The organism is Curtobacterium sp. MCLR17_044, assembly GCF_003234435.1.
Taxonomy (GTDB): Bacteria; Actinomycetota; Actinomycetes; order Actinomycetales; family Microbacteriaceae; genus Curtobacterium; species Curtobacterium flaccumfaciens.
Genome location: NZ_QKTC01000039.1, coordinates 1 through 12,620 on the forward strand (window position 1 = coordinate 1; position 12,620 = coordinate 12,620).

The following is a 12,620-nucleotide window of genomic DNA, read 5'->3' on the forward strand; positions in this document are numbered from 1 at the left end:
GGCGTTCGGTCGGGGAGAGACCGCGGCGCCGGACGGGACACGGGTGCGTTCCGTCCGGCGCCGTGTTGCGTGTGGGTGTGGGGGTCGGGCGGCCTGGTGGTTTCGGGCGTACCTGGTCGATTCGGGCGTACCTGGTCGGAAGTTCTCGGCAGGTATGCCCGAAAGCACCAGGTATCGCGGGCGTTCTGGGAAAGAACGGGCGCGCTCAGGCCCCGAGCTCGACCAGGACCCGCGGGATCTCGGTGACGAGTTCGCTCGCCAGGTACCCGAGCGGCCCGACCTGCACCGCGAGTCGGTCACCTGCGGCAGCGTGCACGTAGGACGCCCACGCCACGGCCTGTGCCGGATCGGCGCCGCGGGCGAGCAGGCCGGTGACCGCGCCGGACAGCACGTCGCCACTGCCGCTCGTGCCGAGACCGCCGGAGCCGGTGCCCTTGAGCCACGCCCGACCCTGCGGTGTGGCGATGGCGTCGCCGAGGGCCACGACCGCTCCGAAGCGGTTCGCGATCGCCACGGCGTCGGCCACGTCGTCGTCGCTGCACTCCCGCCCGAGCAGGCGTTCGGCCTCGCCGGAGTTCGGCGTCATCACGAGCCGTCCACGCAACGGTTCCAGGCGGTCCCGCACTTCGGCGGCCACCCCGAGGGCGAAGGCGTCGAGCACGACGGTGGTCTGCGGACCGACGACGTCGGCGAGTCCGGCCACGAGGTCACGCGAACCGTCCGGCTCGTCGAGCCCCGGCCCGACCAGCACCGCATCGGCGCTCGAGGCGCTGTCCGCGATGCCCTCGATCGCACCGACGGCGATGTGTCCGTCCTGGTCCTCGTCGAGGGGTTCGACCCCGGACTCGGGCACGACGACCGCGACCTCGTTCGCCACGCTCCGGCCGACCGCCAGCGTGAGGCGACCAGCGCCGACGCGGAGTGCGGCGAGCGCGGAGAGCATCGCGGCGCCGGGGGTCCGAGCGGCGCCGCCGACGATGAGCACCTGCCCGCGGCCGTACTTGCCGGCACCGGGTTCGGGCAGTGGCCAGTCCCGCAGGAAGTTCGGGGTGACGGGTTCAGTGGACATGTTCGTCGTCCTTCCGGCCGGTGTGCTGGGTGACCTCGTCGTCGTCCAGGTGTCCGATGGAGGAGAACTCCTCGAGCACCCACGGCGATCCGGCATCGTCACGACGGAGTCGGGTGAGGGAGGCGTTCGCGACGGCGTGGGTCCGGGCGAACTCCATGAGCGCCGGCTCGTCGAGGTCGAGGCACACCGCGACGGCGAGCATCACCACGGCGTCGTGCGCGGCGATCACCAGGCGCTCGACACCGTCGACCCGCTCGAGGTCGCCCAGGAGCGACCGGAGCCGGAGCATCACGTCCGCCCACGACTCCCCGCCCGCCGGCCGGTGGTAGTACTTGCCGAGCCACTGTCGGCGGCGTTCCTCGTCCGGGTACCGGTTGCGGACGCCCTGCAGGGTCAGTAGGTCGAGGACGCCGAGTTCACGGTCGCGCAGCCGCTCGTCCACCCGCTTCTCGGGTTCGGTGATGCCGGCTGCCTCGAGCGCGATCGCGATGGTCTGCTGCGCACGGAGGTACGGCGACACCCACAGCGCGACGGGGACGTCGTCGATCCCGCGGTCGGCGAGCTCCTGGCCGAGGGCACGGGACTGATCGGTGCCGAGCGGGCTGAGCGGGACGTCGGCGTCCCGGAACTCGACGTCGATCACGTCGTCGCCCGCGGCTTCGGCCCGAGCCGCCGCGACGTTCGCGACCGATTCGCCGTGACGGACGAGCCAGATCTCCTGCACTGCCATGCCGCCACGCTAGCCAGCGCGTGCTGTGCCGGTTCACCGGCGCCGGACGGTCACCCCGTGCGGTGCCGGACGATCACCCCGCGCGGCGCAGGACGATCACCCCGCTCGGCGCCGGGCGGTCACCCCGTACGGAGCCGAGCGCTCCGGACCGGTCGGACCGCGCACGGGAGCCCCGCCGCCCGGAGTCGCAGCGTCAGCGCATCGAGGTCGAACAGGTCTCGCCACTCGAGCCGGATGATCGTCCGCACACCCGGCACGGTGAGCAAGCGACCGTGCCGCCGCTTCTCGTCGAGGAACACCTCGGTCGGACTCCGGCCGCCCAGGTAGCGCTCCTGGGAATACTTGGCCCGCCCGTCGATCTCGACGATGACCCCGTGGTCCGGGAACCAGAAGTCGACTGCGGACCGACGTCCGTCGACGACGAACTCCTGCTGCAGCAACGGGTCCGGAAGCCCGAGCTCCCGGAACACGACCCGCGCGAGCGACTCGGCCGGTGACCCGGACCGAGCATCGGCCAGGTCGAGCACCTGCTGCGCCAGGGCTCGGGCGCGGGCCTTCGGAGGAACCGCTCGTCGGAGATCGGCGTCGTCGAACCCACGTCGCAGCGCGGCGTCCGCGATGACGACGCCCGACCGCAGGTCGCCGGTCATCGCCACGTCGACGACGGTCCGGGGGACGGAGGTGACCGCGATCGCACCGACCGTGGCCCGTTCGCCCCGGCCGACGGGTCTCGTGTGCAGGACCAGCTCGGCGCTCCTGCCCCGGTACATCGACTCCGGCACCGTCGCGTGCACCGGGACGTCCCACCCGCCGAGCGCCGGGAGGCCGTGCAGGGCCGCGGCGGAGAGGTGCGATGCCGTCGCCCGTGTGCCGAGGCGGCCGAGCCGCGCGAAGACCCGGGTGACGTACCGCTGACGAGGCCCGGCGGCGTCCCACGCGGCACCGTCGACGAAGGCGTTCGGTCCGACCCGGACCAGGCGGCCGACACCCTGGGTCCGGGTTCGGCGGCGCAGGGTGGTGGCGTCGAGGCCGGCCTCGTGCATGGCGGAGGCTCGGAGGATGGGCAGCGACTCGTTCATGCACGTGACGATGCCGGACCGGCCATCCGTTCCGGAGGCCGATGTCGGGAACTGTGGAGGGGCCTCCAGGCCTGGACGGTTGTGGAGGGGAGACGTTCCTTCCCAGAACGCGCGCGATGCCAAGCGGAATCGGGCATACCTGGCCAGAAGTTCCGACCAGGTACGCCCGATTCGACCAGCTACGCCCGATTCCACCCGGCCCGGCCCACGCCCGCACCCCCACACCCACACGCAACACGGCGCCGGACGGAACGCACCCGTGTCCCGTCCGGCGCCGCGGTCTCTCCCCGACCGAACGCCGGGCCCGCTGCCTCAGGCCCGACGCACGCGCAGCGTCACGATCTCGAACGGACGCAGGGTCAGCACGACCGGCTCCCCGGCCGACCACGAGCGCTCCAGAGGCCGCTCGAGCAGGTCGACCTGCGACACCGACGCGACGTCGAACCCGAAGGCGACCCCGACGTCCGTCGCCCGGCCCCCGAGCCCCTCGTACAGGCGCACGACGACGTCTCCAGAGCGGTCCTCGGCGAGCTTGACGGCCTCGACGAACACCTGCGGCGACGACACCGTGACGAGCGGCGCGACCTCGGCCGACCCGGGCACGCTCCGCACGGGCAGGTTCAGCCGGTACCCGGAGTCGGCGGCGTCGAGCACCGAGGGCCCGATCCGCAGCACCGTCCGGAACACGTGGTGCCCCTGGTCGGCGTTCGGGTCCGGGAACGTCGGCCCGCGCAGCAGCGACTCCCGCACGAGCGTGGTGATCCCGCCGTCCGGCCGGGTCTCGCGCGTGATGTCGTGGCCGTAGGTCGAGTCGTTCGCCACCGCGACGCCGAACCCGGGCTCCGCGACGTGCACCCAGCGGTGTGCCGAGGTCTCGAAGCGGGCGTGGTCCCACGAGGTGTTCTGGTGCGTCGGCCGGTCGATGTGCCCGAACTGGATCTCGCTCGAGGCCGACGACGCGAGCACGTCGATCGGGAACGCGAGCTTCAGCAGCTTCTGGTGCTCGTGCCAGTCGACCTCGGTCTCGACGCTCAGCTCCGGTTCGCCCTGCACGGCCGAGTAGCGCGTGGTGAGCGTCGACGATCCGAAGGACCGTTCCACGACGAGCTCGTCGCCCGCGATCGCGACCGACGACGCCGACAGCACCGTGCCGTTGCGCTGGTACGCGCGGTCGATGTCCCAGGCCTCCCACTGGTTCGGGGTGTCCCGGAAGACCGTGTACTCCGCCGCCGCAGCGCCGGGAGCGATCGCGTCGCGTCCGGTGGCGTGGTCGACGAACGAGACGACGTGGCCTGCAGCGTCGATGGTCGCGGTGACGACGCCGGTGTCGAAGACGAAGCGGTCGCCGCTCGGGACGGGAGGCACGGGTCGCGGCGCGTGGACGACCGAACCTGCCAGGGCGGTCACGTCCCCTGCCGCGACCGGCGAGGCGTTGAAGCGCACGACCGACGCGGCGTCGTCGGCGGTGCCGGCTGCGGCGCCGCTGACGGCTGCGCTCCCGCCTGCGGCGAGCGCCGTCGTCGCGCTCCCGATCAGCCCCTCGAGCACCCCGGCGACCCGGGCGTACTGCTCCTCGGCGTTCTCGTACACCCACGCGATCGAGGACCCGGGCAGGATGTCGTGGAACTGCTGCAGCAGGACGGTGTGCCAGGCGTCCTCGAGTTCGGCGTACGGGTATTCGCTGCCGAGCCGGACCGCCGCCGTCGCCGCCCAGAGCTCGGCTTCGCGCAGCAGGTGCTCGGAGCGGCGGTTGCCCTGCTTCGTGCGGATCTGCGACGTGTAGGTGCCGCGGTGGAACTCGAGGTACATCTCCCCCGACCACACCCCGGGCGTCGGCAGCTCGGCCTCGAGCTGCTCGAACACCTGCGCCGGCGTGCCGAGCGTGACGTGGGGCGACCCGTCGAGGTCGTGCTGGCGGTGTGCGGCGCCGACCATCTCGCGGGTGGGACCGCCACCGCCGTCGCCGAAGCCGTACAGCAGCATCGAGGTGTTCGCGGTGCCGCGTTCCTTGTTGTTCCGTTCGCCGCGGCGCAGGTCGGCGGGTGAGACGTCGGAGTTGTAGGTGTCGGCCGGGGGCAGGTGCGTCAGGACACGCGAGCCGTCGATGCCCTCCCAGTGGAACGAGGTGTGCGGGATGACGTTCGTCTCGTTCCACGACGGCTTCTGGGTGACGAACCACTTCGAGCCGGCGGCGCGGACGATCTGCGGCAGGGCGCCCGAGTAGCCGAACGAGTCGGGGAGCCAGGCCTCGGGGGTGTCGATGCCGAACTCCTCCAGGAAGAAGCGCTTGCCGGCGACGAATTGGCGGGCCAGGGCCTCACCGCCGGGCAGGTTGGTGTCCGACTCGACCCACATGCCGCCGACCGGGATCCACCGCCCTTCGGCGACCCGCTGCTTGATGCGGGTCCAGATGGACGGGTACTCGTCGCGGATCCACGCGTACTGCTGCGCGGACGAGCAGGCGAAGGTGAAGTCGGGGTCGCGGTCCATCAGGTCGAGCACGTTCGAGAACGTCCGGGCGCACTTGCGCTTCGTCTCGCGCACGGGCCACAGCCAGGCGGAGTCGATGTGGGCGTGCCCGACGGCGATCGCACGGTGGGCGGCGGGGCTGGCGGGGACGGCGAGCACGGGCGCCAGGACCTGCCGGGCGTCCGCGGCGGTGCCGGCGACGTCGTCCGGGTCCAGTGCATCGGCGGCGCGTTCGAGTGCCCGCAGGATGTCGGCGCCGCGGGTGCCGTCGGTGGGGAGTTCGGCCATCAGCCCGCGCAGCACCCAGAGGTCCTGCTGCAGTTCCCACACGGTGTCGTCGCGCTCGACGACCTCGAGGGCCTTCAGGCGGTAGATCGGGTCGTCACCGGCGGTGGAGCGCGAGCCGAGCGGCGTCGCACCCTGGAACGAGTCGCCGCCGATGTCCGGGTTCGCCCCGGCCTCGATCCAGAGCTCGAAGGACTCCCCCGGGCCGACCTCGAGCGGCACGGTGTCGTTCCGCGGCTCGATCGCCTTGATCGTGGTGCCGTCGGCGCGGAACGCGAGTCCTTCGGCCTGGAACCCGGGCTGCCGCTTGGTGAACCCCAGGTCGACGAGGAGCTCGGCGGTGGTCCCCGGCGCGGTGCCGAAGTCCGCCGGCACGGTCCCGGTCACCCGGAACCACGTCGTGCCCCACGGGCGTCCGCCCCAGTGCGACCCCACCGTGAACGGTGTGTACGTCTCGCCCACGGCGGCGTCGAACGGTACCGGTTCGCCCGGCACCTCCCACGCCTCGATCGTCACCGGCGCCGAGCGACGGAGGACGGCGGGGTCGACACGGTCGCGCACGAGGCGGGCGATCCGGGCCTCGACGAGCGGTTCGTCCTGGTGCATGTGCTTCCTTTCTGGTTGCAAGACACCGGTGTTCGCGAACGGAACCGCGGTTCGCGGGTGTTCGACGCGCGAACACCGGTGTTTTGCGGGGCGTGGACCGGCGGATCAGCCCTTGATGCCGCCGGCGAGGGCGTTGCCGCCGCCGAGGCCTCGGGACACGATCACGTAGAGGGCGATGACGGGCACGGAGTAGACGATCGAGAACGCGGCGAGCTGGCCGTACGCCACCGCCCCGTTCTGCCCGAAGAAGTTGAAGATGCTCACCGCGGCGGGCACCTTCTCGGGCGAGAGCAGCAGGACGAACGGGACGAAGAAGTTCCCCCACGCCTGGATGAACACGAAGATGAACACGACCGCGATGCCCGGACGCATGAGCGGGATCACGATGCGGGTCAGGGTGGTGAGCATCGAGGCACCGTCGGTCCACGCCGCCTCTTCCAGCGAGATCGGCACCGAGTCCATGAAGTTCTTCGCCATCCAGATCGCCATCGGCAGCGACGTGGCGGCGAGGAAGAAGATGCAGCCCCACACGTTGTCGATCAGGTTGAGCGACACGAACAGTGCGTAGACGGGCACCATCATCGCGGTGATCGGCAGACCGGTGCCGAACAGGATGCTGTACAGGAACGGCTTGTTGACCCGCATCTTGTACCGGGACAGCGGGTACGCGGCCAGCAGCGCGAACACCACGGTGACGACCGCGGTGCCGCCGGAGAGCAGCAGGCTGTTCGCGAGCGGGATGAACGACAGCTCGGGGGTGAGCACCTTCGCGAAGTTGTCGAGCGTGAACTGCGAGGGCAGCTTCACCGACAGCGAGGCCTGGGTGTCGAACGAGGCGAGCACGAGCCAGAGCAGCGGCACCGCGAAGCACACCGCGATGACGAGCAGCACGACGTTCGACACCCACCGCATGGTGCGGCCGCGCGGTGACGTCATGTGCATCGACCCCGGTGCGGTCACCGAGCGGGTCGTGGTCTGGTCGAGGGACGGGGCTGTCATGGCCATCAGTCCACCTCCGGCTTGAGGGCCCGGATGTAGATGATCGAGAAGACCGCCCCCACCACGAGCAGGATGGTCGCGATCGCCGTCCCGAAGCCGAGCTGCGAGAACTTGAACGCCTCCTGGTACGCCAGGATCGGCAGGGTCGACGAGTTCGTGCCCGGGCCGCCGCCGGTCATCACGAAGATCAGCGTGAAGACCGACAGGGTCTGCAGCGTCGTGAGCATGAGGTTCGTCGAGATGCTCCGGCGGATCACCGGGAGCGTGATGTAGACGAGCCGCTGCCAGCCGGTGGCTCCGTCGACCTCGGCGGACTCGGTGATCTCCTCGGGGACCTCCTGCACGGCGGCCGAGTAGACGAGCATCGAGAACGCGGTGCCGCGCCAGATGTTCGCCAGGATCACGGCGAGCATCGGGTACGTGTAGAGCCAGTTCGCGCCGGTGATCCCGATCGACGCGAGGAACGTGTTGAGCGTCCCCTCGTCGTTGAAGAACGCGTACGCCGCGAACGACGCCACGATCTCGGGCAGGACCCACGCGGCCACCACGAAGGTGCCGACGATCGCCCGGACGGCCTTGTTGGCCGAGCGCATCAGCAGGGCCAGCCCGAGGCCGAGCACGTTCTGTCCCACCACGGCCGAGGCCAGCAGGAAGACGACGGTCAGGATGACGGACTTCGGGAAGTCCGGGTCCTGGAACAGCTCGACGTAGTTCTGGAACCCGACGAACTGCTGGTCGGCCGCGCTGGCGCCGGTCAGGGCCGAGTTGGTGAACGACCCGTAGAACGACGAGATGACGGGGCCGAGCAGGAAGATGACGAGGAGGACCAGGGCGGGCAGGAGCGGGACCGCTCGTCCGACGTTCCGCAGTGGTCGCCGCTTGCGCGGCACGGGTGGATCGGTGCGCTTCGGCGCACCGGGCGCCGACAGCGTCGGCGCGAGGGGGGTGCTGGACACGATGGGTGCCTTCCGGGTGCGGAGGGGTTCCGAAGGTGGGGAAGAGCGGACGGGAGGCGCGGTGCGGGACCGCCCCGCGCCTCCAGTCCGTCAGTGGGTGACGTCCGTCAACCAGCGGAGACGGTGTTCTCCTTGCCGACCACCTGCGTGACGGCCTTGTCGTAGGCGGCAGCCGCGTCCTTCGGCGACTGCTGACCGGTCATGACCGCTTCCATCGCGACCTGGATCGCGTTGGAGACCTGCGAGTAGTCACTCGTCGCCGGGCGGAAGTTGGTGTTCTCCACCAGCCCCGAGAAGAACTTGAACGTCGGGTTCGCCGCCGTGTAGGCCGGGTCGTCCGCGACGTCCTTCCGGACGGCGATCTGGCTGTTCTCGGTGTCGTACTTCAGCGAACCGTCCTTGTCGAGGAAGCTCGTGATGAAGTCGAACGCCGCCTGCGGGTTCTTCGACTTCGCGCCGACCGCCAGGGTCCAACCGCCGGACATCGAGTTGTAGCCGGGAGCCTGTCCGTTCTGGGTCGGCATGGGCGCCTGGCCCATCACGTCGTTCCACTCCGGCCACGGCGCGGTGCCGGACTTGAGCCACGTGCCGGACTGCCACGAACCGTCCAGGTCGATCGCGAGCTTGCCCTTCGGCAGCCACGTCTGGGCGATGGTCGTGCCGACGTTCGTGTCGAGCGCCTGCTGCGGTGTCGGGCCGAGGCCGCCCTGGTAGACGTCCTTCACGAACTTGAGCGAGTCCTCGAACTGCTTCGAGCCGGTGACCCACTTCTTGTCCTTGTACAGGGTGTTGCCGGAGCCGTCGGCGCCGTACAGGAGCATCTCGAAGCCCTGCATGGTCGAGGCTTCGCCCTGCGCCTTGCCCGAGTAGATGTTGAACGGGATGACGTCGGGCTGCTTCTCCTTGATGGTCTTCGCCGCCGCGAGCACGTCGTCCCACGTCTTCGGCTTCCACGGGACGTCGAGCCCGGCCTTCTTGAAGATGTCCTTGTTGTACCAGAGGGCTCGGGTGTCGGTGCCCATCGGGACGCCGTAGATCTTGCCGTCGTCACCCTGCCCGGCCTGCTTGGCGTTGTCGAAGAACTGGTCCCACTCGTCCCACTTGTCCGTGTACTTGTCGAGTGGCAGCAGGTAGCCCGCCTCGGCATCGGCCTTGACGAGGAACGTGTCCTCGTACATGACGTCCGGGGCGGTGGCCGGTGCCTTGTTCATGAGCGCGAGCTTCGTGTAGTAGTCGTTGCCCTGTGCCTGGATGGGCACGAGGGTGACCTTCTTGCCGGGGTTGTCCTTCTCGTACTGCTTCTTGACGACCTTCATCTGGGCGTCGAGCTGCTGGAAGGCGCCGAACTTCTGGTACGCGATCTTGATCGTGTCGCTCGAGGCGGACCCCGAGCTCGAGCAGCCAGCCAGACCGACTGCGGCCACGGCCACAGCTGCGAGTCCGGCGATGATGCGGGTGCGTTTCATCGGTGCTCCTTTGCACGGGTGATGTCCGCGGGCACCATCGCCCGCGCGCAGGATTAGTCCACCGTATTGACTTAAACCTGTCAAGGAGTTTCTCGGGCGGATTCGGGCGTACCGGGCGGAATCGGGCGTACCGAGCGGAAACGGGCGTACCGGGTCGGAAGTTTCGACCAGGCACGCCCGATTCCGCTTCCCATCGCGTGCGTTCTGGGAAGGAACGTCCGTCAGGAGATCGGGGTCGCGCTCCCCGTCACCGTGATCCCGCCGGCCTCGGGCACGTCCACGAGCAGCAGACTCGGACGCCCGACGTGCCGCCCCTGCCGGATCGTGATGCGGTCGCCCGGCTGCACCGCACCGATCTGCCGCAGGTACGCCCCGGTCGACGCCGCTGCCGATCCCGTCGCCGGGTCCTCGGTGATGCGCCCGGCGGGGAACAGGTTGCGCGCCTCGTACTCGCGGTCGCCGGTGCGGTGCAGCACCGTGACCGTCCCCGCCCATCCGGCCTCGCGTTTGAGCTCGGCCAGGGGCCCCGGCGCGAACCGGAACTGGTGGAACAGCTCGCGGTCGTGCAGCACGAGCACCGGGTGCCAGTTGCCGGCGAAGGACTCCAGCACCGGGAACCCCGGAGCGATGTCCGCGGCCGAGAGCCCGAGCAGGTCGAACAGCCGCACCAGCAGAGCCGGGTCGATGTCCCGTGTCGCCGGCTCGACGCTCGTCATCGCGACCTGCACCGCTCCGTCCGCACCGACCGTGGCGTCGAGCGCGACCTCGCCGGCCAGGGTCGTGAACACCCGGCGGCCCGGCCCCTCGCGCTCGGCCAGCGCGACGGCCAGGGCGACGGTGGCGTGCCCGCAGAACGGCACCTCGGCGCTCGGCGAGAAGTAGCGGACCCGCGGCCCGGTCGACGTCGCACCCACGACGAACGCGGTCTCGGGGTACCCGACCTGCCGGGCGATCGCGAGCATCCGGTCGTCGGACAGCCCGGCTGCGTCGAGCACGAGCCCGGCGGGGTTGCCACCGCCCGGCTCGGCGGCGAAGGCTGTGTACCGAAGGATCTCCTGTTGCATGCCGACGCTACTGCGGCGTCACGACCGGGTGCGCGGGCCGATCACCGACGGGTGGCACGGACGTCTGCGGCTCGGCGGGTGGCTCCGAGGGCAGCGCGAGGAACACGGCGAGCACGATGTAGCCGGCGGGCACGAAGCAGAGCAGGACCCACCACCCGGAGCGGTTCGTGTCGTGGAGCCGCCGCATCGCGATGGCGATCCAGGGCAGCAACGCCGCGAGCCCGACGACCACGAAGACCCCCAGTGCGATCTGGGCGAAGACCGGCATCGACGTGAGCAGGAACCACCAGACCGGGAACGGGTTGAAGGACTGCATCGCCTGGTCGAGGACGCGCGCTTCCTCCGGGCTCGGCATCGGCGGCGGCGTCGTGAAGAGTCCGATGCCGTACACGATGTTGATCGCCGCGGAGATGATCGCCCACCACAGCGCCCACCACCAGAACTCGGCACGAGCGGCACGACCGCGGAACACGACGTACCCCCGCCAGAACCGCGAGAACGAGGCGGTGAAGGTGGCCTGGTGCCAGGGGACCCCGACCGGTGGCTGCTGCGTCTGGTGCACCGAACCTGCTTACCGGGGCGACCTGGGCACTCCTGAGCACTGCTCGGCAGGCGCGGCGTACTGCGGTGCCCGGGTGGGGGTAACCCCCGACCGCTTCCGGGTGCGCACGTGATGTTTCAGCGTGGCGTCCGTCGTGAGACTGGATCCATGAGCACCGACACGCGCCCCACCACCGTCCGCCGCACCCTCCGGATCGCCCTCGCCTCCACCGCCGCGGTGTCCGCCCTGCTGCTGACCGCCGGCTGCAGCGCGATCCAGGACATCGTGCCGAACAAGACCCCGCAGAAGCACTTCGACGCGTACTCCGACGCCCCGCGCTCCGGGGAGTCCGAGGACCTGGCCTTCTTCATGCCGAAGTGGGTGCCGGAGGACGCGAAGGACATCGACGTCCGCCTCCACGTCTCGCAGCCCGGGTACGTCATCGGGTTCGCGTCGAAGGACGGCGTCGACGTGGACGACTGCACCCCGCTCGACGAGTCGTACGGCGGCACGGCGATGACCGCGGACTTCCTGCCCGAGGAGCTCCCGACGAAGGGTCTCGTCACCTGCGGCGACGGCCGCGCGGTCACCGAGATCGACGGCCGCTGGTACGGCTGGACCACGAAGGACGCCATCCCGGGTCAGGACGACACCCAGACCATGCACGGCACCGAGCACTGACCGCAGCCACCCACCGGCCTGGAGGTGCGTGGCGGCCCCGCCCCGCGCCTCCCGTCCGTCGCGCGGTCGCGCCCACCGCGCATGGGTGAGCAGAAGACGTCGGGTCCGCACCGCGAACCCGACGTCTTCTGCACACTCATCGCCCCGACGGGGGGCGTGGGGACTACCCCGCGGCGGCCGCGGTCCTGCGGCGACGCACGATCAGCACGCCCGCGCCCGCCGCGAGCAACAGGAACGCCACCAGCGCACCGGCACCCATCCCTGCGGCGCCCGTGAACGCCAGCTGCCCATCCACGGTGATCGTGATCGGGGTCCACCCGATCAGCCTCCCGTCAGCAGCCGTCACCGCCAACCGGTGCGTACCAGCGACGGTGTCCGCCGGGATCGTCACACGAACCGTCCCGTCAGCAGCAACCACAGCGCTTCCGATCAGCGTCGGCTCCGAGAACAACCACACGTTCACCGTGTCACCGGCCGACGCCGAGCCCACCGTCACCGTGATCGTCTCCCCCGCACGAGCGGTCGCTGGAGCGGACACACCGCCACGGTTCGCCTCCGTCAACAGCGACTCCGACGGCGCCACCGGAGCAACCGGGGCAGCCGATGGACCCGGGGTCGGGACCGCGGTGGGCGTCCCACCCGGGGTCCCGACCCCGGGTCCATCGGCTGCCCCGG

The 12,620-nt window shown here is 70.5% G+C and carries 11 protein-coding genes; 1 reads left to right on the forward strand and 10 read right to left on the reverse strand.

Annotation, left to right across the window (positions count from 1 at the left end):
- Positions 1–205: 205 nt before the first annotated feature.
- The 9 genes from DEJ04_RS17895 to DEJ04_RS17935 form a co-directional block, all read right to left on the reverse strand.
- A complete protein-coding gene (locus DEJ04_RS17895; protein WP_111047984.1) occupies positions 206–1,069 on the reverse strand; it encodes an NAD(P)H-hydrate dehydratase in 864 nt (287 codons plus the stop codon).
- A complete protein-coding gene (locus DEJ04_RS17900) occupies positions 1,059–1,799 on the reverse strand; it encodes a histidine phosphatase family protein (RefSeq protein ID WP_111047985.1) in 741 nt (246 codons plus the stop codon). The genes DEJ04_RS17895 and DEJ04_RS17900 overlap by 11 nt, the downstream gene beginning before the upstream one ends.
- Before the next feature lie 119 nt (positions 1,800–1,918).
- Entirely contained in the window at positions 1,919–2,878 is a 960-nt protein-coding gene (locus DEJ04_RS17905) for a hypothetical protein (RefSeq protein ID WP_111047986.1), read from the reverse strand.
- A gap of 312 nt (positions 2,879–3,190) precedes the next feature.
- Complete coding sequence (locus DEJ04_RS17910; RefSeq protein ID WP_111047987.1) at positions 3,191–6,238, reverse strand: glycoside hydrolase family 38 C-terminal domain-containing protein; 3,048 nt, start codon at positions 6,236–6,238, stop codon at positions 3,191–3,193.
- A gap of 105 nt (positions 6,239–6,343) precedes the next feature.
- Positions 6,344–7,237 (reverse strand): carbohydrate ABC transporter permease, encoded by an 894-nt coding sequence (locus DEJ04_RS17915; protein ID WP_371830315.1) that lies wholly within the window; start codon positions 7,235–7,237, stop codon positions 6,344–6,346.
- 5 nt (positions 7,238–7,242) lie between these two features.
- The gene (locus DEJ04_RS17920; protein ID WP_110894824.1) at positions 7,243–8,193 is read right to left on the reverse strand and encodes a carbohydrate ABC transporter permease; all 951 of its coding nucleotides are present in this window, start codon (positions 8,191–8,193) and stop codon (positions 7,243–7,245) included.
- A 107-nt stretch (positions 8,194–8,300) separates the two neighbouring features.
- Positions 8,301–9,659 (reverse strand): extracellular solute-binding protein, encoded by a 1,359-nt coding sequence (locus tag DEJ04_RS17925; protein ID WP_071404684.1) that lies wholly within the window; start codon positions 9,657–9,659, stop codon positions 8,301–8,303.
- A 221-nt stretch (positions 9,660–9,880) separates the two neighbouring features.
- On the reverse strand, positions 9,881–10,723 hold the full coding sequence (locus DEJ04_RS17930) for a PhzF family phenazine biosynthesis protein (protein WP_111047988.1): 843 nt from the start codon (positions 10,721–10,723) through the stop codon (positions 9,881–9,883).
- Between the two features lie 7 nt (positions 10,724–10,730).
- Entirely contained in the window at positions 10,731–11,285 is a 555-nt protein-coding gene (locus DEJ04_RS17935) for a DUF805 domain-containing protein (RefSeq protein ID WP_146248765.1), read from the reverse strand.
- 147 nt (positions 11,286–11,432) lie between these two features.
- Between DEJ04_RS17935 and DEJ04_RS17940 the strand changes: the two genes are divergently transcribed.
- Positions 11,433–11,945, forward strand: coding sequence for a hypothetical protein (locus DEJ04_RS17940; RefSeq protein WP_111047989.1), 513 nt, complete (start codon positions 11,433–11,435; stop codon positions 11,943–11,945).
- Positions 11,946–12,108: 163 nt separating this feature from the next.
- Here the strand turns inward: DEJ04_RS17940 and DEJ04_RS17945 are convergent, their stop codons facing one another.
- Positions 12,109–12,441 carry a hypothetical protein gene (locus DEJ04_RS17945; protein ID WP_146248766.1) on the reverse strand — a complete coding sequence of 111 codons (333 nt, stop codon included), beginning with the start codon at positions 12,439–12,441 and terminating at the stop codon, positions 12,109–12,111.
- Positions 12,442–12,620: the final 179 nt, after the last annotated feature.